The sequence below is a fragment of the Thioalkalivibrio sp. ALJ12 genome (assembly GCF_000378305.1).
In the GTDB taxonomy this organism is placed as follows: domain Bacteria; phylum Pseudomonadota; class Gammaproteobacteria; order Ectothiorhodospirales; family Ectothiorhodospiraceae; genus Thioalkalivibrio.
In genome coordinates this window covers 64,984-90,649 of the sequence record NZ_KB899539.1, presented here as the reverse complement: position 1 = coordinate 90,649, position 25,666 = coordinate 64,984, and the positions used below count along the sequence as shown (strand labels likewise).

The following is a 25,666-nucleotide window of genomic DNA, read 5'->3' as shown; positions in this document are numbered from 1 at the left end:
CCTACAGGGACATGCCACCGTCATGCGGCGTGACGAATTCCATTCCATCAGCCGTTGTCGTTTTGCCCCCGTAGGAGGCCAGCCCTCTGGCCGATGGAGGCATCACCAGCACCCCATCGCTCAGGGGGCTGAGCTCCTACAGGATGCTCAGGGGGTGGCTGCGAATTTGACCACGCACTCGCAGCAGGGGCAAACGAAGTATTAGACGCTTTCGCTACCTGTTCAGCGAGCGTTCCAACACCGCGCGTTCCGCCCGGTCGAATCATTTCGAGCCGCATGCGCTTACGCGGAAAACCAACGCCCCGACAGGTTCCGATGAGTGAACTACCGCACCCTCACCCCCTGAGCGAATGCGTGGGTGAAAGCCTCGACTTCACGAGTCAGGCCGAACGACTCGGAAACCCGTCTCGAGGGTGGTTGCGCCAAGCTTGACGTGAAGTTCGTGCCATCCCGCAACGCTGATCTGGATCGGGGCGGCCTGCAGGACGTACAGGGCTTCACCTGTTTGTGTCTGCGGCGCTAGCTTCCGGCCGGGCGCTGGATGCGCCTCGTGCCCGTCCGGGGCCTTGATCCGCGAGGACAGTTCCAGTTCGCGCTCGAGGCCCGAGAAACGCAAGACGAAGGACAGTTGCGAGATAATGGTTGGAAGCTGGTGGACAACCACAGTGGCGCCCGTGTGTACACCCATCAAGGACAGGCGTCCATCGTCTTCACGCCGGACGTCATCGCAGATCAACAGATCATCGAGGCTGGGTTTCATCGCGGGGCGGCCCTTTCCGATAGAGGTTTCAAAGCACCAGAGGCTCGGTAGCGTATTGCGGGACGGGTGCGGAACGCCCGGCACAGCGGTACAGGAACTCTCCGAACGCCCTGCAATAATGGTGCACCTCCCGTAGCGCAAGAGCGGAGGGACGCTTGAAGGTCTGCGCATCCATAATGCTGTAGCACGGGTTCATTTCGAAAATGAAGGGCCTGCCATCACGCATCAGGGCGTAATCCACGATGGCGTAGTCGAGCCCGGTGGCCTCTCTGGCACGAAGCAGTTCGGCGGACTCCGCAAGCTCGCCGTTCACGAACTCGGTATGCTCCTTGCGGTGCTGCTCGATTCGGTCCTTATCGCGCGAATCCGCATGTATATTCCAGTCACGAGACGAAATCACGTGTCGAGGAATCACCGAGTCTCCCACCACGGCACAGCGATACTTTCGGTAGTAGCCATCCGCATCGACGTAGTCGAAAAACTCCGCTGCAATGGTCCTGGAGTGGAAATATCCGTCGTCGAGCGCATACAGGTCCTCGACCCCGTCGACCTTCTTCATCGTCGTGCCGAGATGGGACAGCTCGCTTCTCAGAATCAGGGGAAACCGGAGTTCGCTCTCGGTCAGCAGGGACTCGCGGTCCGGCACGTATTTCACCCGTGCCGTTGCGATACCCTCGCGCTGGAGCTTGTGCGAAAGGGCCACTCGCTCGGACGCCAGCAACGCCCCGGGCCTGTTGAGCACCGGACGATTGAGCCCGTCACTCCATGACTCGATCTGAAGCAAACGTTCGTGTTCCATTGAGGCGTTGCAAGCCGCAATAAGCACAACGTCTGCCCGTCGCACCTGAGTGTGCGTCACATCTTCAATGCGTTCGCAGTCGAGCCGTATCGAAAAGTTCTTCCACAGGTAGTTGAACAGATAGTCGTGAATCGTCGTGCCGTCCCGCTGAAAAACGGCGAGGACGCGCAATTCGGGCGCAGGCAGAATCATGCAGGTTCGCTATCCGCTGTCGCGACAACGGTTCTCAACTCCCAGTGCACATCAAGGGAGCCGTCCGGCTTTTCGTGCACCCCAAGGCGGTCACGGATCTCGCCTTCCAGCTCCCCCGGGCCGATTCCACGGAGATCGAACAACAGCCTGAAGAACTCTGTCATCTCGCGACGCTCCTTGAATCGCCAGCGAAGGGGTACCGGAGAATCGGAACGCACTGCCCACCCAGAGTCCCGCAGCCGCGCAACTTCCGAATCGGAAAGATAGTATCCATGGTGCCCCGTGCTGTTGAACTTGCCGACAAAGTCGTCCAGGAATCGAGCGATCGGTGAACATTCATCGACGTCACTCAGCACCAGCTGCCCGGCTGGCCTCGCTACACGACGGCACTCCGCAAGGAAAATGCTCTTGTCATCCAGATGATGCACACCGGCCAGGCTGACCACCACGTCGACTGACCGCGCAGGCCATGGAAATGGCAGGAGTGGTCTGGAAGATCTCGAGGGTTGCACTTTGGCCAAAAAGGCACTGCAGGGCTCATGCGTCCAGTGGCGGACCCCGTCGGGCAGATAGCGCTCCAAGTAGCCCCCGCCCGAAGGAACGTCGGCCACCACGGCCCCGGCCGCCAGCGAAGCATGATCCAGCAACTGCAGGAATTCTTCGTCACGAGCAGTGGGCGCAAGCTCCATGGCCCTTTGATAGCTCGAGCCACGCGCCTCAAACAGGGTTTCATAGTCGGACATATGGGGAAGTCAGGCCACGAGACCGGGCGTCCGGGCCGGCGTGGCCCGATCCCGGCTGGTGCCCGGGATCGAGGCCGTAAGAGATCCCATCCTGAGACCGCTTACTGTATGGGTCACCTCACGAAACCCCTGCCAGGCCCAACTACTCGAACCGATAACGCAGGCCCAGGTTGAGCGCGGTTTCGTCGCCCGCACGGATCTCGCCCGTCAGACTCATATTGGATGTCATCAGGTATTCCATGCCCCCCAGGAAGCCAACCTCGCGGTCGTTCCGCATCCGCAGGGTTCCGGTTTGCCCATCAAAAGCTTCGAATTCGCTCGAACGTTCCAGATCATAGTCACTCTTGATCCGGGAGTACTTGATTCCACCGTAGGGCCGAAAAGACCCGACACGACGCTCCAGAATCAGGGCTGCGTGCCATTCGGAACTCTTGTAGCCATCGACATGGACTCGGTCATCCCCTCGGGCCTGGATCGGATCACCGCCACCCGCAAAAACGGGGGTCATCAAGTCCCAGCCGCCCCCTGCATCCCGAATCTGATACATCACATCGAGAGTCAGACCAGCCCCATGGTCTTCCCACTCATGCAGATCGAACTTGGCCCCCAGTGCCGCAAGCCAACCGGTGCTGGTCGACCCGGAACTAAATCCGCCCACGTCAGCATCGAAAGGTCCGGTCTCGAGACTCATCCGGCCCCCATTTCCAGGGCCTTCGGTAAACGCACCTTCTTCTGTGAGTTCGTAGTTGAAAGAACCGAAGTCCGTCAGGCGGGTACGGGTGGCTCCCGCCCGACCGTACAATTCGATACGCGGGGTAACCGAAAAATTGATCTGGGCGTAGAGATCCGTCTGATCCTCTCGGGCGTCCAGCCCCCGGAAACCTTCGGTTAGCGTTTCATCCCCTGAAGTAAACGTCCAGTAGTTGGCGGTTCCCCGCTGGTGCATGTCGCGTCGGGAATGTTCCAGGCCGATGTCGACCGAGAAGCGATTGTCCGGTGATGCCGCAAGGTTTCCCACCGGAGCTGCGACTGCAGCAGACCCGAACGGCATGGCAAGTCCAGCAGCGCCAAACCCCAGCGCCGCGCGAATGGCTGACGACTTGAAACGATCCTTCTGCATACTTCCTCCCTTTTCCCTTAGCCCCGACCGCGTGTTTTCCAAGGTTAAATACACGGTCGGGGCAACCCTAAAAGGGACACTGCTTGAGCGTCAACCCAAGGCGCAACCGAAGTTGCCAGCTCCCTTTGATGCACGCATCGCAGCGAGCAGGGCCGACACTGGTCAAGGAAGAATGTTGGAGGTCAACAGCCGCTATCAAACACGGTGCCATTTTCCCTCTCGCGCATGATGGCCGGTCCCCAGCACACTCTCTCCAATAGGTTCGCGCCGAACCTCGCCGACCCCTATCGCTCGGGCTGGATTGAGCACATGGGTCAGTCGCTGCCGAAAAGATCACGGGTATAGATTTTGTCGGCCTGATCGCGAATGTCGTCGGTGATGCGATTGGCGACGATGACGTCGCTAATCCGCTTGAACTCTTCCAGGTCGCGGATGACGCGGGAGCGGTAGAAGTCGTCATCGGGCAGTTCCGGCTCGTACACGACGACCTCGATGCCCTTGGCCTTGATGCGCTTCATCACGCCCTGAATGGCGGAGGCGCGGAAGTTGTCGGAGCCGCTTTTCATCACCAGGCGGTAAATGCCCACCACCTGCGGATTGCGGCGGATCACCGCGTCGGCCACAAAGTCCTTGCGCGTGCGGTTGGCATCCACGATGGCTTTGACGATGTTGTTGGGGATCTCGTCGTAGTTGGCCAAGAGCTGTTTGGTGTCCTTCGGCAGGCAGTAGCCGCCGTAGCCGAAGGACGGGTTGTTGTAGTGGCTGCCGATGCGCGGGTCCAGGCATACGCCGTCGATGATCTGGCGGGTGTCCAGGCCATGCGTCTCGGCGTAGCTATCCAGCTCGTTGAAGTACGCCACCCGCATCGCGAGGTAGGTGTTGGCGAACAGCTTGATCGCCTCGGCCTCGGCGGAGTTGGTGAAAAGAATCGGGATGTCCTCGTCAACCGCGCCTTCCGCCAGGAGGCCGGCGAAGGTCTCGGCCCGCTCGGACTGCTCGCCGACGATGATGCGCGACGGGTGCAGGTTGTCGTACAGCGCCCGGCCCTCGCGCAGGAACTCCGGCGAAAACAGGATGTTGTCGGTCTCCATCTGCGCCTTGATCTCGCGCGTGTAGCCGACCGGCACGGTCGACTTGATCACCATGGTGGCGTGCGGGTTGATCGCCAGCACGTCCCGGATCACGGATTCGACGGTGTTGGTATTGAAGTAGTTGGTTTGCGGGTCGTAGTCCGTGGGGGTGGCGACAATAATGAAGTCTGCCCCCTCGTAAGCCTGCTGCTTGTCCAGCGTGGCGGACAGGTTCAGCGACCGGTTCTGCAGGAAGTCCTGGATCTCGGCGTCGATGATCGGCGATTCCTTACGGTTAATCTGTTCGACCTTCTCGGGCACCACATCCAGCGCCACCACCTCGTGGTGCTGAGCCAGCAACACCGCATTGGAAAGCCCTACATAGCCGGTACCGGCGACTGCGATCTTCATCCCGAATTCCTTGTCGTTCCCGTTTGTTAATGTGCGCATTGGTTGGGGCGAGGCACCTGTTGCGGCTGTCCGGTGCCGTATCGGCGAGGATCCGCCTGCTGGCCCCGAAACCGCAGGGGCCAGCCCTCTGGCCGATGGGGCCTGTCCAGCACCCCATCGCGCAAGGGGCTGCGCTCCTACAGCAGCAACAGCCCGTCGGCCGGCCGGAGTTCGCCGCAACTGCCTCGCTGGGTTAGCGCGCGCAGAATACCGGGACCTGGCGATGATGTGTCGTGCACGGTACGCGTTCCGCACTGAACGACCTTGGCGTCAGTCACGTTCTTGAAGCCGTGCCCGAATCCGCTGCAGACACCCATACGGCATATTGCCCACCGCTCATCCCGGCAGCGAGTCCGCGCGCTCAAGCGTGCGCGAAGAATGTTCCGCCGGTCTGTATTCATACACGACGCGACGCAACGTCTCACCGGCTTGCTCGGCATCCATTTCGCGGTCCGCTTGATCGAGCTGCACGAGTGCCGCGCGAACATCGGCGGGAGCAAGGCAGTCCTCCCGGGCTTGCATGATCCGCGGGTGCACCGTGGCTTCCACGTCATCGCCAATCAGCAACTCCTCGTAAAGCTTCTCGCCGGGGCGCAAGCCCGTAAACACGATCTCGATGCCGTCTTCGGGATAGCCGTCTTCCTTCACCTGGCGCCCGTGCAACCGGATCATCCGGCGCGCCAGATCGACAATGCGCACCGGCTCGCCCATATCCAGCACGTAGACCTCGCCCCCTTCCGCCATGGCGCCGGCCTGAATCACGAGCTCGGCTGCCTCCGGGATGGACATGAAATAACGCGTGATCTCGGGATGGGTAACGGTGACCGGCCCGCCATCGCGAATCTGCTGGTGGAACAGCGGCACCACCGAGCCCGAGGAGCCCAGGACGTTGCCAAAGCGCACCATGCTGAAGATGGTCCCGCGCTTTTCCCGGGCGCGGTCCTGCAGGACCATCTCGGCCATGCGCTTGGTCGCGCCCATTACATTTGTAGGCCTGACGGCCTTGTCGGTGGAGATCAGGATGAAGCGCTCGACCCCGGCGTCGATAGCGGCATCTGCGAGGATGGCCGTGCCGAATACGTTGTTGCGCACCCCCTCGATCAGGTTGGCCTCCACGATCGGAACATGCTTGTAGGCGGCGGCGTGATAGAGGGTCTGTACCCCGTACTCGCTCAATATGGCGGAAACCCGGCGCGGATTGGCCACGGACCCGAGGACGGCGTGAATCGCCGGCGTCCGACCAGACGGCACCGATCGCTCCTGCAACTCGCGTTCGATGTTGTAGAGCGCGAACTCGTTGCGTTCATAGAGCACGAGCGCCGCGGGCTCCTCCAGAACGATGCGCCGACACAGCTCAGACCCGATCGACCCCCCTGCCCCCGTAACCATGACCACACTGCCGCGAATGCTTCGCTGCAACAGGTCGGGCTGGGGCGGAACTGGATCGCGTCCGAGCAGATCCGCCATATCGATGTCTTCCAGTTGCTCGAGGCTCGCATGCCCGGAGACGACCGCCTCCATCGACGGCACCGACTGTACGTAGAGGGGCAAGTGCTCCAGGCTTTCGAGGATGCGCCGGCGTTCGTTACGGCTGGCTGAGGGGAGCGCGAGCAACAAGCGGCCCACCCGGAATCGGTCCACCAGTCCGGAGAGGCGCTCCGGAGAGTAAACCGGCACCCCGTCGATCGAACTTCCCTGGAGCGCTCGATCCTCGTCCACGAACGCCACAATGCGGAAGCGACCCCCGGCCTTCAGAGCCGACAGAAGCTGCACCCCCGCCTCGCCGGCGCCATACACCACCACGGGCTCGGCCCCCCGCGCGACATCCGCTACGGAGCGATACCAGGCTCGAACCAGAAAACGACTGCCACCGACATAGAGAAAGGCCACGATGGCGAAGTTAATCGGTACCGAGCGCGGGAAACCGTCCAGTTGACCGATGGCCACCGCGGCCCATATGACCATCGCCAGCACCACGACCCCGGACCCTACCGCCCAGATGGCGCGCGACCCCATAAAACGCACGACAGCACGGTACAGGCCCAGACGGGCAAACAGCGGGATCCCCACAATCACGATCAAGGGGAACAGCCACCAGGCTTGCTGCAAGATCGGAGGGAATGGCTCGGCCAGCCGGATCATGAAACCCGACCACAACGCGAGCGGCAGCATGACTGCGTCGGCCGCGATCATCAGCCAACGCTTCTTGCCGCGCGGCAGCCTCAGCAGACGTTCCAGCCCACGGTTCAGCATGGTGTGATGTGCCCGTCCGGCATGCTAGGGAAACACTGATTAATGTACACGCTCGCGCTCGAGTCGCTTTTGCGTGAGAACAAGGCGCGGTGACTGCCGTGCAGCCATTCTGCACAAAGGAACCGCAACGCCGTTCCCGCGCAAAAGCGGCCGAGCCCCTTGGGGTTGGCACCCCAGGTTCCCCGATCCTGCGTTGCACCGCTTACGGGTAGAACCACTACCCGCTACGCGACGCGCCTTGTCTCGGAAAACCTGGGGTGCCAACGCGAGTGTGTACATTAATCAGTGTTTCCCTAGCCTCAAGCCCTATAGACAAAACTCAGCCCGACCACACTACATCAAGTGCCGGTCCCTGGCGCCCGCCGCACCCCATCGCGGCGGACGGAGCATAAGCAACCCCTGATGAAAATGCATCCATCCAGCGCCCCATGACGCCGCCACACCCCCCTGTAGGAGGCGAGCCTCTCGCCGATAGGACGCTGGATACGCCCCATCGGCCAGGGGGCTGGCCCACTACGCAAGACAGCCCCCTGTAGGAGCGCAGCCCCCTGCGCGATACAACGCCGGACAGGCCCCAATCGGCCAGGGGGCTGGCCTCCTACAGAGGGGATTCGTTGAGGAGCTGGGCGAGGTCGTCGGGGTCGAGGATGGGGATGTCGAGGGATTCGGCTTTGGTGACCTTGGAGCCGGAGTCGGCGCCGGCGATGACGGCGGTGGTCTTTTTGGAGACGGAGCCGGTGACCTTGGCGCCGCGGGCCTCGAGGGCGGCCTTGGCTTCTTCGCGGGTCATGGTGTCGAAGCTGCCGGTCAGGACGTAGGTGTTGCCGGCCAGCGGGGCCGCGTCACCCGACTCTGCCGCTTGTGGCCGGGGCGGATCGGGCCAGTGGACGCCGGCGTCGCGTAGCGCCTGGATTACGTCGCGGTTGTGGGGCTCGGCGAAGAAGTTGGCGACGTGTTCGGCGACGATGGGGCCGACGTCCGGGACCTCCTGCAGGGCCTCGGCATCGGCCTGCATCAGTGCGTCCAGATCACCGTAGTACGTGGCCAGGTTGCGGGCGGTGACCTCGCCCACCTCGCGGATGCCGAGGGCGAAGATGAACCGCGCAAGCGTGGTCTCGCGCGCCTGTTCCAGGGCGTTGACGAGGTTCTCGGCGAGCTTGGGGCCGACCCGTTCCAGGGCCTCCAGGCGCTCGGCGTCCAGCGCGAACAGGTCGGCCGGGCTTTGTACGATGCCCCCATCGGCGAGCTGTTCGATCAGCTTCTCGCCAAAGCCCTCGATGTCCATGGCCCGGCGCGAGACGAAGTGCTTGAGGGCCTCGCGGCGCTGCGCGGGGCAGACAAGCCCGCCGGTGCAGCGGGCGACGGCCTCGCCCTCCGGGCGTTCGATGTGCGAATCGCACTCCGGGCAGCGGGACGGCATCTCGATCGCGCGGGTGTCCTGCGGGCGCTCGCCGCCGGCGCGGCCGACCACCTCGGGGATTACGTCGCCCGCCCGGCGTACGATCACGCGGTCGCCGATGCGGATGTCCTTGCGCGCGATCTCGTCCATGTTGTGCAGCGTGGCATTGCTGACCATGACCCCGCCGACCAGTACCGGCTCCAGCCGCGCGACCGGGGTCAGCGCCCCGGTGCGGCCGACGCGGAAGTCGACGGCGCGCAGGTTCGTCGTCTGCTCCTCGGCCGGGAACTTGTGGGCGATGGCCCAACGCGGCGCACGCGAGACAAACCCCAGGTGCTGCTGATCCTCCAGCGAGTCGACCTTGTAGACGATGCCGTCGATCTCGTAGTCCAGCTCGCGACGACGCTCGGCCAGGCGCTCGTAGTAGGCCAGACAGCCCTCCACCCCGTCCAGCACCGCGCGCTCGGGGCAGACCGGAAAACCCAGGTGGTGCAGCCAGTCCAGCGTGCCGGACTGGGTGTCCGGCAGCTTGCCGCCCTCGACATGCCCGACGGAGTAGGCAAAAAAGCTCAAGGGCCGCCGCGCCGTCACCTTCGGGTCCAGCTGACGCAGACTGCCGGCGGCGGCATTGCGCGGGTTCATGAAGCCGCGCTGGCCATCGGCCTCCAGGCCCTGGTTCAGGCGTTCGAAATCCGAGCGGCGCATGAACACCTCGCCACGCACCTCCAGCACGCCGGGCGCATCGTCGGTATAGCGATCCCCCAGGTGCAGCGGGATCGGGCGCACGGTGCGGACATTGCCGGTCACGTCCTCGCCGGTCTCGCCGTCGCCGCGCGTCGCGGCTTGCACCAGGCGGCCGTTCTCGTAGATCAGGCTGATCGCCAGGCCGTCCAGCTTGGGCTCGGCCATGTAGGCGACCGCCTGCTCAACGCGGTCGGGCTCGCCAGTCTGTTTGGTCAGGCGCTCACGCACGCGGCGGTCGAAGTCGCGGATCTCGTCGGGTTCGAAGCCGTTGGCCAGGGACAGCATCGGCAGCCGATGCCGCACCGTGTCGAAACCGGCGGCGGGGGCACCGCCGACACGCTGGGTGGGCGAATCCGGGGAGACGAGTTCCGGGTGTTCGGCCTCGAGCTGTTCGAGTTCGCGCATCAGCGTGTCGAACTCGGCGTCGGAGACCTCCGGGTCGTCGAGGACGTAGTAGCGGTAGTTGTGGTGCTCGATCTGGCGCCGCAGCTGCTCGATCCGTGCGCCCGCCTCCCCCGCCGCGCCCTCGCGGGACGCGGAAGGCGAACTCACCGCGCCCTCCGCCGCCGCAGCAGGTCCGGACGGTGGCGCATCAGCCACTCGTTCAGATCCTCGCGCATGTAGGCGAGCGTCTGGTTGGTGGCAGTGGACTGCTGGGCATCGAGGATGGAACCGCCGAGATCCCGCGCCAGGCCGTGCGCATTCTCCAGCAGTGCCTCGAACGCGCGTTGCGGATCGGCGCTGTTGTGCACCTGCACGAACAACGTGATGCCAGGGGTCATCGTGTCCGTCAGGTCCTGTTCGCGCAGCGTGCCCGGCGGCACCATGTTCGCGGCGGAGAACAGCGCCTGGCGGCCGTCGATCTCGGCATCGTGGTAATGGTAGATGTCCATCGCACCCGGCTTGAGGCCTGCGCGCTGCAGCGCCGCCCCCAGGGCCACGCCGGTAAACGGCCGGTTGCGCGGCGCGACCACATGCAGCAGCAGGATCTTCTCGTCCGACCCCGGGCCACCGCGCAGCGGGTTGCGCCCCACCACACGCGGTTCGGACACATACTCGCCCAGGGTCTCCATGTCGGGCGCCGGCTCCTCGATCAGCTCGGGGTCGACCTCGTGATCCGGGTGCAGTTGTTCGCCGAGCGTCTCTTCCGCACGCGGGCGGCGCAGGCGCGTCCCGCGCAGCGCGGCGATCCCGGAGCGCATACGGCCACTCAACTGGTCCATCACGCCCTTCGCGGTTTCCGCGGCGCTCGACCTGGCTCGGCGTCGCGGCGCATCCTCCGGGTCCGGCTCGAAGGCGCCATGGGGCGGCGGCGGAACCGGCTCTTCGTCGTTGTCCAGGACGCCGTAGATATCCTGCGCACGGTCGGCATGGCGCTCGCCCGGAGGCAGTGGCTCGTCGTCGTCCGCCGAGGTCACGCCCAGGTGCGGCTCCGCGCGGTCGTGCTGGGGAATGCGCACGTCGTCGAAGTCGTCCTCGGAATCGGCGTCCCGCGTGTACTCGCGCGAGGTCTCCAGAGGATCGGCCCAGCCCGCCTCGGCCCCAAGGCTGTCGGAATCGCCCTCGCGTCTGCGCGGCGCGGGGTCGTCCTGGGCGCGAATGTGCACCGCGTCGTCACTCCAGTCGGTGGCGTCATCATCCAGATCCTGCGCGCGATCGCGCGTGCGCAGGCGATGGGCCATCCAGATACCGGCGACCAGCACGATCCCCAGGATCACCAGACTGATGCGCATCCAATCCACTCAATACCTCGTCTTTCCGGTTGTACGACCGCGCCCCAACCCGTGGGATCGCAGGGATCAGGCCTCGGCCAGTTCGACGGCCTCGTCGATATCCACGCTCACCAGGCGCGAGACGCCCGGTTCGTGCATGGTAACGCCGATCAGCTGTTCCGCCATCGCCATCGTGGCCTTGTTATGGGTGATAAAAATAAACTGGATCTGCTCGGACATGTCCTCCAGCAGCTCGCAGAAACGCCCGACGTTGGCCTCGTCGAGCGGCGCATCCACCTCGTCCAGCATGCAGAAGGGTGCCGGATTCAACTCAAAGATAGCGAACACCAGCGCCGATGCTGTGAGCGCCTTCTCGCCTCCGGACATTAGATGGATGGTGGACAGGCGCTTGCCCGGCGGGCGGGCCATGATGTTCACGCCGGTATCCAGCAGGTCGTCACCGGTCATCTCCAGGCGCGCCTCGCCGCCGCCAAACAGGCGCTGGAACTTCTGCCCCAGCCCGGCGTTCACCTGGTCGAAGGTCTGCTTGAACAGCTGACGCGTCTCGCGGTCGATGCGGTGCATCGCCGCCTCCAGCGTCTCCAGCGCCTCGATCAGATCGGCATGTTGCTCCTCGAGGTAGCGTGAACGCTCCTCCAGGCTGCGCGCCTCGTCGATCGCCGCCAGGTTGATCGGACCCAGGCGCTCGATCTTGCGGTCGAGCTCCGCGATTGCCTGCTCCCAGGCCGGTACCGTCGCATCCCCCGCGAGCCCCTCCACCAGCGGGCCGGCCTCGAATCCCGACTCCTGGAACTGGCTCTTCAGCTGTTCGATCTGCACCGAGCGCTCGCGCTGATCCAGGCGCAGCTCCTCGCAGGTGGAACGCTGCGCCTCGACCCGGCTGTCCAGTTCGCTGGCCTGCGTGGCCAGTTCCCGCAGCCGCGCATCGCAGGCCTCGAGATCCGCGCGCGCCCGGGTCAGGCGTTCTTCCGCCTGCTGGCGCTGCTCCGCGGCGGCCTGCAGATCCCCACGCCACTGCTCCAGCGGCCCCTCGCGCCCGGCCAGGCCCTGCTGCAGCTTTTCCAGGCGCTCGCGATCCTCCGCGCGCTGGCGTTCCAGGCGCTCGCGTTCGCTTTGCTCGCGCTCCAGCCGGTGGCGCGCCTCCTGCTCCGCCATGCGTGAACGCCCGGCAACATCGCGCGCCTCGCGGACCGCATCGCGGGCCTGACTATGGGCGTCGCGCGCGGCCTCCAGTCGACTCTCCAGTGTGCCGCGGTCGGCCTCCAGTGTTTCCAGCGTGGCGAGGGCCTGGTTGCGTTCCTGCTGCGCGGTCTCGAACTGCTCCCGGGCGCGAGCCGTTTCTTCTTCCAGTTCGCCCGCCTCGCGGTCGATCCGCGCCTGCTGCTGTTCCAGCTGCCGGGCCTGATCGCGCAGGCGCTGGATGCGCCGGTCGCGTTCGTCGATCTCGCCCTGCTGTTCGCGCAGCTGGGCATCCAGCCGGTCGCGCTCGGCCTGCGCGGCATCGATGGCCTCGCCCCGTTCCGCCAGGGTCGCCTGGTGCTGCTCGACCTGCCCCTGCAGCTGCTCTTCCTGCTCGCGCAGCTCGCGCGCCAGGCGCACCCGCGCGACCGCGCCGGAGGCCCCACCTTCCAGCGTGCGATGCGCGACCCACCCCGGCCCCATCCAGGTGCCATCGGGCGTGATCACGCTCTCGTCCGGTGCGAGGTTCGCAACGCGGCCCCGGGCCTCGCCGAGATCCTGCGCGCAGTGGATGCGTGACAGCCACTGCGTCACCGCCGCGGAGCCGCGCACGCGGCCGGCGAGCGAGTCGTCCGAGGTCGCCGCGGCGGCATCCGCCTGCGTACTCACCAGGCGCAGCGCGGCATCCGGCCAGTCCTGCGTGGCCTCGGGCGCGTCCAGCACGGCGGCCTCCAGCCAGGCCCCCAGCACCAGCTCCACGGCCGTATCCCAGCCGTCGTCGACCTCCAGCTGCTGCACCAGGGGCCGCGAGAGGTCCAGCCCCTGTTCGCGTGCCCAAGCCTCGCGGCGCTCGCGTGTCTGCGCCGGGTCGTCCTCGCCGGCGAAGTGTTCCAGCCCCGCCAGACGCCCCGCGACCTCGCGCGCCTCGCGCTCGGCCTGGTGCAGGGCGTCGCGGGCCTCGCGGCGGGCCTCGGTGAGCTGGTTCAGTTGTTCCTGCTGCTGCTCGCGCTGCTGGCGCAGCTGCTCCAGGCGCTCGGCCAGGGCATCGCGTTCGCCCTGCAGCCGTTCGGCCTCCTCGCCCGGGTGGGTCTGTGGCAGGGCCGCGCGCTCGGCGTCGAGGCGTTCGCGGCGCTGCTCCAGCCGCGCGAGCTGGTGCTCGGCGTGATCCATGCGCGAACGCGCGAGCTGCGCATTCTGGCGCGGCTCGGCCAGGGCGCGTTCCCACTCGGACTGGGCCTCGCGAGCGGCCTGAAACTCGGTTTCGGCCTGCTCCGCTGCGGCCTCCAGGCGTTCGCGCTCGGCCTCGGCGGCCTCCGCCTCCTGCTGGCGCTGGTCGCGTTCGCGTTCGGCCTGGGCAATGCGCTGTTCCAGCGCCGCGAACGCCTCGCCGGCCGTCTGCAGGCGCTGTTCCAGCTGCCGCAGTTCCGCGCGCTCGCGGGCCAGTTCGTCCTCCGCATGGCGGATCGACTGCTCCAGGCGCGAGACCTCGGCGGCGCGGTCGTAGTAGGCGGACTGCGCCTCGGTAGTGGCCGCCTCCAGGTCCACGCGCGTCTGGCGCTGCTGTTCGGTCTCGGTGCGCACCTTTTGCGCCTCCGCCTGGGTGCCCGCCAGTTCGGTCTCGGCCGCCTGCAGGCGCTGTCGGCTCCCTTCCAGTTCCTGTTCCTGCGCACGCAGACGCAGCAGGATCGCCTCGGCGCGTTTCTGGCGCCGCTCGGCGGCGAGGGTCTGATACTTCTCGGCGGTGGCGGCCTGGCGATTGAGGCGTTCGGCCTGTTTGGCGACCTCGTCGCGCACGTCGTCCAGGCGCTCCAGGTTCTCGCGGGTGTGGCGCACGCGGTTCTCGGTCTCGCGCCGGCGCTCCTTGTACTTGGAGATGCCGGCGGCCTCCTCGAGATAGACGCGCAGCTCCTCGGGGCGGGCATCGATCAGGCGCGCGATCATGCCCTGCTCGATGATCGCGTAGCTGCGCGGGCCGAGGCCAGTGCCCAGGAACAGGTCCACCACGTCGCGCTTGCGCGCGCGCTGGCCGTTGAGGAAGTACTTGGACTGGCCATCGCGCGTCAGCGCGCGGCGCACGGCGATCTCGCCGTAGGCGCTGTACTCGCCGCCCAGGCGACCGTCGGAGTTGTCGAAGATCAGCTCGATCGAGGCCTGCCCGACCGGCTTGCGGCTGGAGGAGCCGTTGAAGATCACGTCCTCGCTAGAGTCGCCGCGCAGGTGCTTGGCCGAGGACTCGCCCATCACCCAGCGCACGGCGTCGATGGTGTTCGACTTGCCACAGCCGTTCGGCCCGACGATGCCCACCCGGTTTCCGGGCAGCACCAGCGTCGTCGGGTCGACGAAGGACTTGAAACCGGCCAGCTTGATTCGGGCGAGTCGCACGTTCGGCGTAATCCGCGGTCAGGACACTCGGGGGTAGAATGGTACACGCTTGTGCCGGTAACGTTCGCGTGCAAGCACGCTCCCACATGAATGGACCCGCAACGAGAAACCGACATGCCCAGCCAGCCGAGCAAGACCCTGGAGACCTTCGACAACCCGGCGCCGGAGAACGACTTCGCGATCTATATCCGCATCCCGGAGTTCACCTGCCTGTGCCCGGCCACCGGTCAGCCCGACTTCGCGGAGCTGCACCTGGAGTACGTGGCCGACCACCAGTGCGTGGAACTGAAGTCGCTGAAGAACTACATGTGGTCGTTCCGTGACGAAGGCGCCTTCCACGAGGCGGTGACCAACCAGATCCTGGCGGACCTGGTCGCGGCGACCGAGCCGCGCTTCATGCGCCTGACTTCGTATTTCAACGTACGTGGCGGCATCTATACCTCGGTGGTGGCCGAGCACCGCCAGCCCGGCTGGGCCCCGCCGGAGCGGGTCACGCTCCCGCCGCCGGGTCGCAGCCCACTGCATTCGGGCCTGTAGCCGGTCCCCATGCACGCGATCGGCCTCGACCTGGGGACCTCCGGCATCCGCCTGGCGCTGGTGGATCCGGACGGCGCTCGGGTGTACTCGGCCGAGCGCGAGCTTCCGGAGTCGGAGACGGACGGAGACGGCATCGCGGAGCAGGACCCCGCGCAGTGGTGGACCCTCGTGCGGGAACTGCTGCGCGAGGCCGCCGAGCACCTGAAGGGCGAACCCGTCGCGATCGCGGTGGACGGCACCTCCGCCACGCTGTTGTTCCTGGATGCCGATGGTCGGCCAGTGCGCCCGGCGATGATGTACAACGACGCCCGCGCCACCGACATGACCGCGATTCTCGCCGGGGTCGCGCCCAGTGGATCGGCCGTACACAGCCCCAGCTCCTCGGCGGCGAAGCTGCTGTGGGTGCGCCGCCACGAGAGTCTCTCCGGGGTGCGTCGCGCGTTGCATCAGGCCGACTGGATTGCCGGGCGCCTGCGCGGGCGCTTTGACGTGATGGACGAGAACAATGCGCTGAAGCTTGGCTACGACGCCCTCTGGCAGGGCTGGCCGGACTGGCTGGAGGACATTCTGACCACCGATGCCAACCTGCTGCCCGAGGTCGTGCCGGCGGGCACAAACCTAGGGCCGATTGCGCCGGAGATGGCGCAGCACCTGGGGCTGAACCCGGCCTCGCGGGTGATCGCCGGGACCACCGACAGTATCGCCGGCTTTCTCGCCTCCGGGGTTGAAGACGACCGCACCGGGGTCACCAGCCTGGGTTCGACCATGGTGATCAAGCAGCTCTCGTCGGAGCCCGTGTTTGCGCCCGAGCTGGGAATCTACAGCCATCACCTGTTCGGCCAGTGGCTGGTCGGCGGCGCCTCCAACAGCGGCGGCGCGGTCCTGCGCCAACATTTCGACGACGCCACGCTCAAACAGCTGAGCGAACAGATGGACCCGGATACGGACACGGGTCTCGATTACCTGCCCCTGCCCCGGCGGGGCGAGCGCTTTCCGATCAGTGATCCGGAACTGGAGCCACGCCTGACGCCGCGCCCGGATGAAGACGCGCGCTTTCTCCAGGGACTGTTCGAAGGCATCGCGCGCATCGAGCGTGATGGCTACCGGCGCCTGACGGAGCTTGGGGCACCGCGCGTGGAGCGCGTGATCACGCTCGGTGGCGGTGCCGCGAACCCCACGTGGACGCGCATCCGCGAGCGCATCCTGGAGATCCCGGTGACGGGCGCGTACAACGACGACGCCGCACACGGCGCCGCACGGCTGGCGCGCATCGGCATGGGGCTGGAGGCCTTCTCGCCTTCTCGCTGAAGCCAACGGCGATCGGCCAGAGGGCTGACCTCCTACGCAAGACACACCCCTGTAGGAGCGCAGCCCCCTGCGCGATGCGACGCCGGACACGCCCCATCGGCCAGAGGGCTGGCCTCCTACGCAAGACACACCCCTGTAGGAGCGCAGCCCCCTCCGCGATGCGACGCCGGACACGCCCCATCGGCCAGAGGGCTGGCCTCCTACGCAAGACACCCCCTATAGGAGCGCAGCCCCCTGCGCGATACGACTCCAGACACGCCCCATCGGCCAGAGGGCTGGCCTCCTACGCAACCGGGAAGACTCGCGTTTCTCTGGATACGTCACCGCCAGCGCCGGTGATCGGTGCTACATTCAGGCAAAGAACCACAACAAGAAAGGACGTAGACATGCACTGGAGCCGTATTCTCGGAATCGCCCTGCTGGTGGGTGGCGTCATCCTGCTGGTGATGGGCTACAACGCGACCGAAAGCCTGGGTGAAGAGCTGCACGAGACCTTCACCGGACGCTACACAGACGACACTCGCATGTACCTGATCGGTGGCGGCATCATGGCCGCAGTGGGTCTGGTCCTGACGTTGTTCGGGGCCCGCCGCTGAACCAGCGGGCAAGACCCGTCTCGCCGCTTTACGCGTTCCTCGCCCCGTTCCGGGGCCTGACACGCGTCCACGAGCCCGCCCTGCGCGGGCTCGTGATCATTCCGCTGATCATCAATGTCCTGCTGGTGGGGGCGCTGGTCGCAGCCGCGGCGGTGGGCTTTGACGCCCTGCTCGCCGCCTGGCTGCCGCAGACCCTGGACTGGCTGGCCTGGCTGCTGTGGCCGCTGTTCGCCCTGTTCCTGCTGCTGGTGGTCGGGATATCCGCCGTGGCCCTGGCCGCGATCGTGGCCAGCCCCTTCTCCGGGCCGCTGGCCTACCGCACGGCCGAAGGCCTGGGCCATCCGCCGCTGGCCGCGCCGCGCTCGCTGACCGCGGAGTCCGTACACGCGCTGGCCACCGCGGCGCGCAAGCTCGGGTATTACGCCCTGCTACTGATCCCGGTGCTGATCATCACCTTCGTTCCGGGGCTCAACCTGCTCGCACCCGCTGCCTGGTTCCTCTATGGCAGCTGGGTCCTGGCGGTGGAGTTCATGGAGGTCCCGCTAGCCAACGACGGCCTGGCATTCGATACGGTGCGCCGGCGCCTGCGCGAACGCCGCCTGCAGACCCTCGCATTCGGCGCCGGGACGACGCTGCTGGCGATGGTACCCCTGGTGAACCTGCTGCTGGTGCCGGCCGCAGTGATCGGCGCCACACACCTGCGCACACGGCAGTTGGCCGCAACCCCATAGACCACCGACCAGGCAATCATTCGGCGCGCAGGAAACGCCGCTGCAGTGCACGCCGATCCCCCTGAACCGGGCTCAACGTCGGTTCCAGCCGCCGCTCCGCGTACTCCGCCAGCATCCAGAGCATGCGCTCCACGCGGTGGGTGCGCTGCAGCACGCGGTCCAGTGCACCCCCGGGCTGGAAATGATCGGGGTCGAGGTAGCGGGCACGCAGGGCATCGAAGCGGCTGCGCTGATTGGCCGTCATGTCGCGCAGCCAGGCCAGGTCGTCGGGGTCCGTGGAACTCGCGGCCATGGTCGTGGCATCCAGCAATCCCCGCAGGGCCTCAAGAACGCGGCCTTCCAGGGCCCACGCCACCTCGTCGGCTGCGGTCTCCATATCCGTCACAGTCGCGCGCAGGTGGTCATACAGCTGCTGCTCCAGGCGCGCGACCAGCCGGAAGCGGTCACGCAGGGCCTCGTGCCGGCGCGCGGCGGCCTCCAGCAGGGGCTCGCCCGCCAGCCGGTCCAGTTCGGCGAACACCGGCTGCAGCAGGTATTCGAAGTCCTTGTGCAGGCGTTCCAGCTCCCCGGGGCCGGCCGGGCGGGCCCGCCCCTCGGCATCCTCGGTGAGGTAGCGGGTCAGACTGGACCAGGCCTGCGGCTCGCGACGCGCCAGTGTCTCCAGACGCCGTTCCGGCAGGGTATGCGGATCCCCCATCTGCAACGGGTTGGGCCGCCCCCAGTAGAGAACCCCGAGGCGCGCCAGGAACAGCAGCACGATCACCGCATGCGTGGCGATCAGGATGAATCCGAGGCTCAGCTCCACCGGGGGCCAGAGCAGGATCAGCGAATAGAGAATGCCGCCCAGGACCGAGATCTCGGCGAAGGAGTCGCGCTTGAGCATGTCGATGTTGAAGTCCGAGCGCACCACATCGCGCATGATCACGCCGAACGAGGCGGTCACCACGGCCATTACCGGGCCCCAGAGCCACAACGGGCTGGCCTGCGACTCGACGGCCACCCCGACGCCGATCACGGTGAACGAGGCCACGGCCCAGGCATCCAGACCCCGCTGCAGATTCCCCACTACGCGCCCGCCCAATCCCTTCTGCTGCCGCGCCAGGAGTTCCTGGACGAGATGCCAGCGCACCAGCACATGGTCATGCAGCTTGTACAGCACGAAGCCGACCCCCACGACCACGATCGGGACCAGCAGAAACTCCGGCGTCTCGAAGATGAAGATCGGGTCGCGGCCCAGCAGCAGATCGCGCAGCACGCCGCCGCCGATCGCCGGCAACGAGGCCAGGACCAGCGCGCCGAACAGGTTGTAGCGTTCGCGCCGGGCGAGGATCAGCCCGGAGGCGGAGAACGCGAGGATTCCCAGCAGGGTAAGCGTATTGAACCAGGTCTCGCTGGTAGCCATCGAGAGAAACGCGGGCAGCACATGCTCGACTTCCAGCGTGGCCATCCGCCGGCTGTCCTCCAGGGCCTGCAGCTGCGCGTTGAACTGCTCGACGAACGCCGCGGGGACGGTGGCGCGGGAAAACATCACCCGCACGCCAACGGTCCCCAGGTCCAGCGGATGTGTCTGGATCGCACGGGCACGATCCGTCCGCGCCAGTAGCAGGTCCACAATCACGGGGTCCGCGACAAAGCCGTCGATCCGGCCCTCGATCAGCGCCTGGATATGGGCCTCGTCACCGGCCGCGGGATACAGGCGCGCGGCCTCCCCCGGATCCGCGACCAGGTCGGCCAGCTCGCTGGAGGCGTAGGCATAACCCGTGGTCACTCCCAGCCGGAAGTCTCCGTCGCGAACCGTCTGGACCAGGGCGGCGCGGTCCTCGAATGAATATTCACCGCGCTCGCCGGCGCGCACATAGAGGGCGTTACGTTCCTGACGGTAGGGCTGCGAGTAATGCGCATAGTCGAGGCGACCGGAATCAAAATAGCTGCCGATGACGAAGTCGATCGCGCCGTGGCGCAGTGCGGCGAGCTGGTCGTTCCAGGAAAGCGGCGTGAACTCGGCGCCATGCCCGACACCGGCCAGCGCCTCCTGCGCGACCCGCACGTCGAGCCCGGCCGGGGATGCCCGGGATGCGCTGTCGGAACCGGCCTGATACGGGGGACGTTCGAACCAGCCAGAGCGCAACGTTTCGGGCGCCGATTGCTGCGCGATCGGGATCGGGGTGCCGATATCGGCCGCGGACGGGGGCGAGGACGCACCGGCCGTGAACGGCGCGAGGATGGTCAGTGCCAACCCCGCCCACAAGACCCCCAGCCAACGCGCAACCCGCGAACGCAGGTCCCTCGGCCAGTCCCAGCCCCTTCTCTGGCGCCACCGCGACGCACGAATAACGCCCGCCTGACGGCTAGAGCGCGACTGGATGCGCCCGCAGGAACACCTCGGTATGCTGTCGCCGTCTAAGACCCCCCACGGCCGACTCCCTCCCCATGGACGCTGCATACGCACGATTCCCCAATTCTGCGGCCCAGGGCCTGGGCGCCGCCATGCGCCGCGTACTGGCCCTGGCGGCTGTCCTGCTCCTTTGCGCCAGCACCGCGCTGGCCGACACGCAGACCCTGCGTTTTCAGCCGCACTGGGTCCCTCAGGCGCAGTTCGCCGGCTTTTACCTGGCCAAGGAGATGGGCTGGTACCAGGACGCCGGACTGGAGCTGGAAATACTCCCGCACGGCGCGGAGCACCCCGCCCCCGCCACGCTGGCCCGCCAGGAGGCCGATGTGGCTTTGCTCTATCTCACCCAGGCCCTGGAATTGCGTGAACAGGGCGTGGACGTGGTCAACGTAGCACAACTGATCCAGGACTCCTCTTTAGTGCTGGTGTCCCTGGCGGAGTCCGGGATCCTGGTGCCCGAAGACCTGGACGGGCAGCGCGTCTCGCGCTGGGCCAGCTTCAGCCTTCAGCCGGAGGCGTTGTTCCGCACCTACGGGGTGCACCCCGAGACGGTCGATCAGGGGGCGACGATGGCCGCATTGCGCACCGGCGCGGTCGCGGCCGCCACCGCCACGCGCTACAACGAACTGGTCGAGCTGTATCTCAGCGGTCTGGATCCGGACGAGATCGAGGTGATGCCACTGGAGGATCACGGCGTGGGCCTGGCCGAGGACGGGATCTATGTCCTGGAGTCGACATTGCGCGAACGCCCCGAAGCCGTCCGCACGTTCGTCGAGGTCTCACTGCGGGGCTGGGAGTACGCGTTTGCCCATCCGGACGCCGCAGTGGACGCGGTGATGGATCGCGTCATCCAGGCCGGCGAGCCGACCAATCGGGCGCACCAGCGTCTGATGCTGGAGGCGCTGCGCCCGCTGTATCTGGAAGACGAGGCGCTCCGCGGTCCGCACCTGGATCGGCAGGACTACCAGCTGGCCGTCAGTCTGATGCGCAACCTGGGGCACCTGGAATGGGAGCCGGTGCCGTACGAACAGTTTCACCAGGACGTGACGCAATGAACGGCCGCAAGAGCCTCGCCGTCCGCCTCGCCCTGGTCACCCTGCTGACGACCGGGTCGATCTTCTTCATCTCCTCCGGCGCGCTGTACCTGATGGTGCGCGATATCATGCTGGAGCACGCCGAGGACCAGGCGCGCGAGCTGACCCACGCGACGGCCAACCGCATCCGCTCGTCACTGAACGAGGTGGCCGGGTCGGCACAGGGCCTCGCCAGCGCCCTGAATTCGGGACAGATTCGACCCGACGGCCTGTTTCCCGTGCTGGACAACGTGACGCTCCAGTCGGATGCGGTCCAGGGCGCCGCCGTGACCTACGAGCCCTATGCCGCCGACCCCGACGAGCGCTACTACGGCCCATTCTCCTACGAGACGCCCAACGGCATCACGCGCATGCACCTGGGCGGCGACGACTTCGACTACTTTACCCGGGACTGGTACCAGATCCCGGCGCTCACGCGCAGCGGCTTCTGGACCGAGCCCTTTCCATCGGCCGCCGACCCCAACCGCCTGATCACCACCTACTCGCGCCCGTTCTTCGACCCCGACGACGCCGAGGCACTGCGCGGGATCGTGACCATGGACATCGAACTGCCGGCCCTGACCGCGCGCGTGGACGAGGTGGAGATCTTCGACAGCGGCTTCGCATTTCTGGTCAGCCCGCGTACGCGCTTTATCACCTATCCACAGCGCGACTGGATCATGCGCGAGAGCCTGTTCAGCCTGGCCGAAACCCTGGGCGAGCCGGAACTGCGCGAACTCGGACGGCGCATCCAGCAAACCGACGAAGGCTTCTCCCGCGTGCCGGAGGCCCTGCTGGAGGAACCCGCCCGGCTCTATCACGTGCGCCTGCCCGAGGCGAACTGGGCGGTGGGCGTGATCATCCCCGAGCGCGAACTGTTCGGGGATATCCTGCGGGTGATGCACTGGGTGCTGATCATCGCCGCGATCGGCTTCTTCATCCTGCTCGGCACCATCATCGGCATCTCGCGCGGCATCACCCGCCCGCTGAAGGGCCTGGCGAGCAGCGCCGGCGAGATCGCCCGCGGCAATCTGGACCGCCCGCTGCCGCCGATCCGCACCGGCGACGAGGTGGGCCAGCTCGCCCATTCGCTGGACGAGATGCGCCTGTCGCTGAAGGACTACATCAACGACCTGACCGCGACCACCGCCGCCAAGGAGCGCATGGAGAGCGAGTTGAAGATCGCACGCAACATCCAGATGAGCTTCCTGCCCAAGCGGCTGGACCTGTCCGACCTGGATGTAGGTATCGACCTCGCGGCGCGCCTGATCCCGGCCAAGGAGGTCGGCGGGGATCTCTACGACTTCTTCCCGCTGCGCGAGCACAACGCCCTGTTCTTCGCGGTCGGCGATGTCTCCGACAAGGGCGTTCCCGCCGCGTTGTTCATGGCCGTGACCAAGACGCTGGTCAAGGGTATCGCCGAGCAGGATCCGCGCGACCCGGGCGAGATCCTGACCCGCGTCAACAACGAGCTGTGCCTGAACAACGACAACGGCATGTTCGTGACCTACCTCTGCGGGGTACTGGACCTGGGCACCGGCGAGGTCCGCTTTGCCAACGCCGGCCACAACCCGCCGTTGATCCACCGCGCCGATGGCACCTACGACTGGCTGAAGCTGCCGCCGGGGCTGGTGCTGGGGGCCATGGAAGACATGGAGTACCCGGTGCAGACCGTCCGCCTGGCGCCTGGCGATGCGTTGCTGCTGTATACCGACGGGGTGACCGAGGCGGCGGACGGGGAGCAGAAGCTGTACGGCGAGGATCGGCTATTCGCCTTGTACGGGGAGATCGCATCCCAGCCAGCACGACAGCAAGTCGACGCGGTGCTCGAGTCCGTCGAGCGTTTCGCGGATGGTGCTACACAGGCGGATGACATTACCGTGCTGGCGCTGCGTTACTGCCCGGGGGATGGGGAGTGCGTCAGATAAAAGCCTGGGCAGGGGGTTCGCGGGCGAGCCCGCTCCCACAACCCACCCGGAGGCCCTGCTGGCGCTAGCGGATCATCGCGTCGAGGGGGTTGTCTCGGGGTAGTGCGCGCATGCGGCCCTCGCGCATCTCGTGGGCCACGCCCTGCAGGCTATGGCGGCGGCTGGCCACGCCATCCAGCGACAGGAACAGGAAACGGCGCGTGGCCTCCCCGCGCCAGACCAGCGCCATGCGCTGGGTCTCGCCGGTCGCCTTGTCGATGAACTCGAACCAGTCCCCGACCTGTACCCGCGAGGCCTCGAACACATAGGGGTCGTCCTGGTCTGCCAGCAGGTCCGGATCGTCGTCCTCGAAGCGTATGGAACGCCGGGCCCGGATGCGCTCCTGCGGGTCGAAACGGGGCTCGTCTCCTGAGGCCCGGATCCGCTGCAGATGGGCCTGCCCCAGGTGCTGCACCACGGCCTTCACGCGCTCCTCGGAGACCCCGGCCTCGCGCGCGGTCGCCACAATGCGCTGCACCATCGGGTTGACCTCCTGCGGGGTCGCGCGGTTGCAGATCGCCTTGGCCACGTCCTTGACCACCTGGTCCAGCCGTTCGGCCGAGTCACCATCGGCGGCCAGCAGGTCTTCCCAGGCCTCGGCGATCTGCTCAGCCGAACGTTCCGGCAGCTCCGCGCCGGTCTCCAGCACGCAGATGGTCAGGCTGCGCCGCGCGCGCGCCGCGCGCTCCTCCTGGCGCAGTGGGTCGATATGGGGACCCTGCTGCTCCTGCCAGCGCGCATCCTCCTCCTCGATCGCCGCCAGCCAGTCGTCCAGCAGGGCCTGCGCGGCATCACGGTCCATGCTGTCGGCTTCGTGGCGCAGCCGATTGACCGACTCCTGGATATGCTGCAGGTAGGCCTCGATGGCGTCGTTGCCCGCCGCCTGGTCATCCGGGCTGACACGCACGCCGGTGTTGATCAGGCTGCCGATCCACAGGCGTAACGGGTGCGAGCGATCGCGGAAGAACGAGAGATCACGGATGACCACGCGCGCCAGGGAGAACTGCATGTCGGCAATGGCCGCACGCACGCGCGAGTTGAACCCGACCTGCCGAAAGATGTGATCAAACATCCCCTGCAACAGATCGAGGATGAACGGGGTCAAGGACTCGCGCGAGAATTCCGCTGATTCCGGGGCCACACGCTCGCCGCCCGCGCCCCCGGCCCCGGAGCCGGCCCCATCCGGCACGCCGGCCGCATGCGGAGAACTGGCGGGCAACCCCTGGGCCTGCACCAGGGCGCGGGCCCACATGGCCCAGGCGGTGGGGTCGGCATCCGGCGCGGGCATTTCGCGTGTCCCGCTGGAGCCCGCCGCCCCCAGCCCCAGCGTCGCCGGGTCTCCGCCGGCGGTTGATTCGGAGGCGGATCGCGGTGGGCTGCCCGCGGTGTAGTGGGCCCAGCTCGCGCGTTGCTGGGGCACGCTTTCCGACTCGTGCGCCTCCGGACTGCGAGGCGGCTCGGTCACCAGCCCGCACTCGTCAATCGTCTCCACCACGAAGGCCAGCATCGGGGCGCCTGTGCGCCCCATGCACTTCACGTAGGCCCGCATCAGGTCCAGGGTCATGGCCGTGCGGCCGAACTGACGTTCGGCGGCCTCGATCACCCGTTCGTACCAGTGCAGCGGAGACCAGGGCGCCCAGCCCGGGTGCTCGAAGCGGTGCTCCTCGCGCGCGGCCTGCTGGAACATGTAGTAGGAGTAGCGGTTGTGCTCGCGGATCACGCCCTCGAGCTTGTGCCGCAGGGAGCGCCGGGTGGACTGGTAGTCGTCGAGCACTTGTAACCCGGAATCGCCACCCGCATAGCGCGTGCCGGAGAAATCGTATTCGGGCGGATAGGTGGTGGTGCGCAGATCGCGGTTCAGTGCCTCCTCGAACTCACGCCGCAGGACGTACTGATAGCCATGCAACTGGTTGGCCCATTCGACCGCATCACTTTCCTGGTCGCCCCAGACGCGCCCGGCGCTCCATTCGGTCGCGACCCACTCCATGCATTGATCCAGGTGATCGACCACGCGCGGGGCGACACCGGCGGCCAGCTCGGAACGCTGTGCCTCGGACAGCCCCGACAGACCGCTCCAGATCGCCGTGTCATCCTGGTAGTTTCCCTGTTCTCTGGAGTCCTTTCCCGCCATGCGCCCTGCCTTCGCGACCGGCCGCGGCGCGGCCGTTAGCCCAGTGTTAATCGGCCAGTGTACAGGTCAGAAAGCGGCAAAACAGCCACAAGTTGCTATTTTGCACC

At 66.6% G+C, this 25,666-nt stretch carries 17 protein-coding genes; 6 read left to right on the top strand and 11 right to left on the bottom strand.

Features of this window, described 5'->3' with window-relative positions; genetic code table 11:
- Window positions 1-373 precede the first annotated feature (373 nt).
- The 9 genes from F467_RS0107850 to smc form a co-directional block, all read right to left on the bottom strand.
- On the bottom strand, window positions 374-760 hold the full coding sequence (locus F467_RS0107850; RefSeq protein WP_018137659.1) for a hypothetical protein: 387 nt from the start codon (window positions 758-760) through the stop codon (window positions 374-376).
- Window positions 761-788: 28 nt separating this feature from the next.
- Window positions 789-1,751 carry a hypothetical protein gene (locus F467_RS0107845; RefSeq protein ID WP_018137658.1) on the bottom strand — a complete coding sequence of 321 codons (963 nt, stop codon included), beginning with the start codon at window positions 1,749-1,751 and terminating at the stop codon, window positions 789-791.
- A complete protein-coding gene (locus F467_RS0107840) occupies window positions 1,748-2,494 on the bottom strand; it encodes a class I SAM-dependent methyltransferase (RefSeq protein ID WP_018137657.1) in 747 nt (248 codons plus the stop codon). Before F467_RS0107840 ends, F467_RS0107845 begins: the two co-directional genes overlap by 4 nt.
- Window positions 2,495-2,636: 142 nt before the next feature.
- Window positions 2,637-3,614, bottom strand: a complete 978-nt coding sequence (locus tag F467_RS0107835; RefSeq protein ID WP_018994336.1) for a hypothetical protein — start codon at window positions 3,612-3,614, stop codon at window positions 2,637-2,639.
- Between the two features lie 314 nt (window positions 3,615-3,928).
- Window positions 3,929-5,095, bottom strand: coding sequence for a nucleotide sugar dehydrogenase (locus F467_RS0107830; RefSeq protein WP_018994335.1), 1,167 nt, complete (start codon window positions 5,093-5,095; stop codon window positions 3,929-3,931).
- 375 nt (window positions 5,096-5,470) lie between these two features.
- The gene (locus F467_RS0107820; protein WP_018137653.1) at window positions 5,471-7,387 is read right to left on the bottom strand and encodes a nucleoside-diphosphate sugar epimerase/dehydratase; all 1,917 of its coding nucleotides are present in this window, start codon (window positions 7,385-7,387) and stop codon (window positions 5,471-5,473) included.
- 598 nt (window positions 7,388-7,985) lie between these two features.
- On the bottom strand, window positions 7,986-10,082 hold the full coding sequence (ligA, locus tag F467_RS0107815) for an NAD-dependent DNA ligase LigA (protein WP_018137652.1): 2,097 nt from the start codon (window positions 10,080-10,082) through the stop codon (window positions 7,986-7,988).
- Entirely contained in the window at window positions 10,079-11,263 is a 1,185-nt protein-coding gene (locus F467_RS0107810) for a cell division protein ZipA C-terminal FtsZ-binding domain-containing protein (RefSeq protein ID WP_018137651.1), read from the bottom strand. Before F467_RS0107810 ends, ligA begins: the two co-directional genes overlap by 4 nt.
- A gap of 66 nt (window positions 11,264-11,329) precedes the next feature.
- Window positions 11,330-14,824 (bottom strand): chromosome segregation protein SMC, encoded by a 3,495-nt coding sequence (gene smc, locus F467_RS0107805; protein WP_018137650.1) that lies wholly within the window; start codon window positions 14,822-14,824, stop codon window positions 11,330-11,332.
- Between the two features lie 114 nt (window positions 14,825-14,938).
- Between smc and queF the strand changes: the two genes are divergently transcribed.
- The 4 genes from queF (at window position 14,939) to cysZ (ending at window position 17,996) form a co-directional block, all read left to right on the top strand.
- Window positions 14,939-15,361 (top strand): preQ(1) synthase, encoded by a 423-nt coding sequence (gene queF / locus F467_RS0107800; RefSeq protein WP_018137649.1) that lies wholly within the window; start codon window positions 14,939-14,941, stop codon window positions 15,359-15,361.
- A 9-nt stretch (window positions 15,362-15,370) separates the two neighbouring features.
- Window positions 15,371-16,669, top strand: a complete 1,299-nt coding sequence (locus tag F467_RS0107795) for an FGGY-family carbohydrate kinase (protein WP_018137648.1) — start codon at window positions 15,371-15,373, stop codon at window positions 16,667-16,669.
- Window positions 16,670-17,055: 386 nt separating this feature from the next.
- Window positions 17,056-17,265 (top strand): DUF3185 family protein, encoded by a 210-nt coding sequence (locus F467_RS0107790; protein ID WP_018138546.1) that lies wholly within the window; start codon window positions 17,056-17,058, stop codon window positions 17,263-17,265.
- Between the two features lie 92 nt (window positions 17,266-17,357).
- On the top strand, window positions 17,358-17,996 hold the full coding sequence (cysZ, locus tag F467_RS0107785) for a sulfate transporter CysZ (protein ID WP_018138545.1): 639 nt from the start codon (window positions 17,358-17,360) through the stop codon (window positions 17,994-17,996).
- 16 nt (window positions 17,997-18,012) lie between these two features.
- Here cysZ and F467_RS0107780 read toward each other — a convergent pair whose 3' ends face one another.
- Window positions 18,013-20,232: a TRIC cation channel family protein gene (locus F467_RS0107780; RefSeq protein WP_018138544.1), complete on the bottom strand. Its 2,220-nt coding sequence runs from the start codon at window positions 20,230-20,232 to the stop codon at window positions 18,013-18,015.
- 251 nt (window positions 20,233-20,483) lie between these two features.
- Here F467_RS0107780 and F467_RS0107775 point away from each other — a divergent pair, with 251 nt between their 5' ends.
- Both F467_RS0107775 and F467_RS0107770 read left to right on the top strand, forming a co-directional pair.
- Window positions 20,484-21,443, top strand: a complete 960-nt coding sequence (locus tag F467_RS0107775; protein WP_018138543.1) for an ABC transporter substrate-binding protein — start codon at window positions 20,484-20,486, stop codon at window positions 21,441-21,443.
- Entirely contained in the window at window positions 21,440-23,389 is a 1,950-nt protein-coding gene (locus F467_RS0107770) for a SpoIIE family protein phosphatase (protein WP_018138542.1), read from the top strand. The genes F467_RS0107775 and F467_RS0107770 overlap by 4 nt, the downstream gene beginning before the upstream one ends.
- Window positions 23,390-23,453: 64 nt before the next feature.
- On the opposite strand, the gene F467_RS0107765 is transcribed toward F467_RS0107770, so the two are convergent.
- Entirely contained in the window at window positions 23,454-25,559 is a 2,106-nt protein-coding gene (locus F467_RS0107765; RefSeq protein ID WP_018138541.1) for a DUF1631 family protein, read from the bottom strand.
- Between the last annotated feature and the right edge of the window lie 107 nt (window positions 25,560-25,666).

Bases quoted from the DNA above. Each gene is read 5' to 3' on its own strand.
- F467_RS0107850 (WP_018137659.1), bottom strand. From the start codon at position 760: ATGAAACCCAGCCTCGATGATCTGTTGATCTGCGATGACGTCCGGCGT.
- F467_RS0107845 (WP_018137658.1), bottom strand. From the start codon at position 1,751: ATGATTCTGCCTGCGCCCGAATTGCGCGTCCTCGCCGTTTTTCAGCGG.
- F467_RS0107840 (WP_018137657.1), bottom strand. From the start codon at position 2,494: ATGTCCGACTATGAAACCCTGTTTGAGGCGCGTGGCTCGAGCTATCAA.
- F467_RS0107835 (WP_018994336.1), bottom strand. From the start codon at position 3,614: ATGCAGAAGGATCGTTTCAAGTCGTCAGCCATTCGCGCGGCGCTGGGG.
- F467_RS0107830 (WP_018994335.1), bottom strand. From the start codon at position 5,095: ATGAAGATCGCAGTCGCCGGTACCGGCTATGTAGGGCTTTCCAATGCG.
- F467_RS0107820 (WP_018137653.1), bottom strand. From the start codon at position 7,387: ATGCTGAACCGTGGGCTGGAACGTCTGCTGAGGCTGCCGCGCGGCAAG.
- F467_RS0107810 (WP_018137651.1), bottom strand. From the start codon at position 11,263: ATGCGCATCAGTCTGGTGATCCTGGGGATCGTGCTGGTCGCCGGTATC.
- queF (WP_018137649.1), top strand. From the start codon at position 14,939: ATGCCCAGCCAGCCGAGCAAGACCCTGGAGACCTTCGACAACCCGGCG.
- F467_RS0107795 (WP_018137648.1), top strand. From the start codon at position 15,371: ATGCACGCGATCGGCCTCGACCTGGGGACCTCCGGCATCCGCCTGGCG.
- F467_RS0107790 (WP_018138546.1), top strand. From the start codon at position 17,056: ATGCACTGGAGCCGTATTCTCGGAATCGCCCTGCTGGTGGGTGGCGTC.
- F467_RS0107775 (WP_018138543.1), top strand. From the start codon at position 20,484: ATGCGCCGCGTACTGGCCCTGGCGGCTGTCCTGCTCCTTTGCGCCAGC.
- F467_RS0107770 (WP_018138542.1), top strand. From the start codon at position 21,440: ATGAACGGCCGCAAGAGCCTCGCCGTCCGCCTCGCCCTGGTCACCCTG.
- F467_RS0107765 (WP_018138541.1), bottom strand. From the start codon at position 25,559: ATGGCGGGAAAGGACTCCAGAGAACAGGGAAACTACCAGGATGACACG.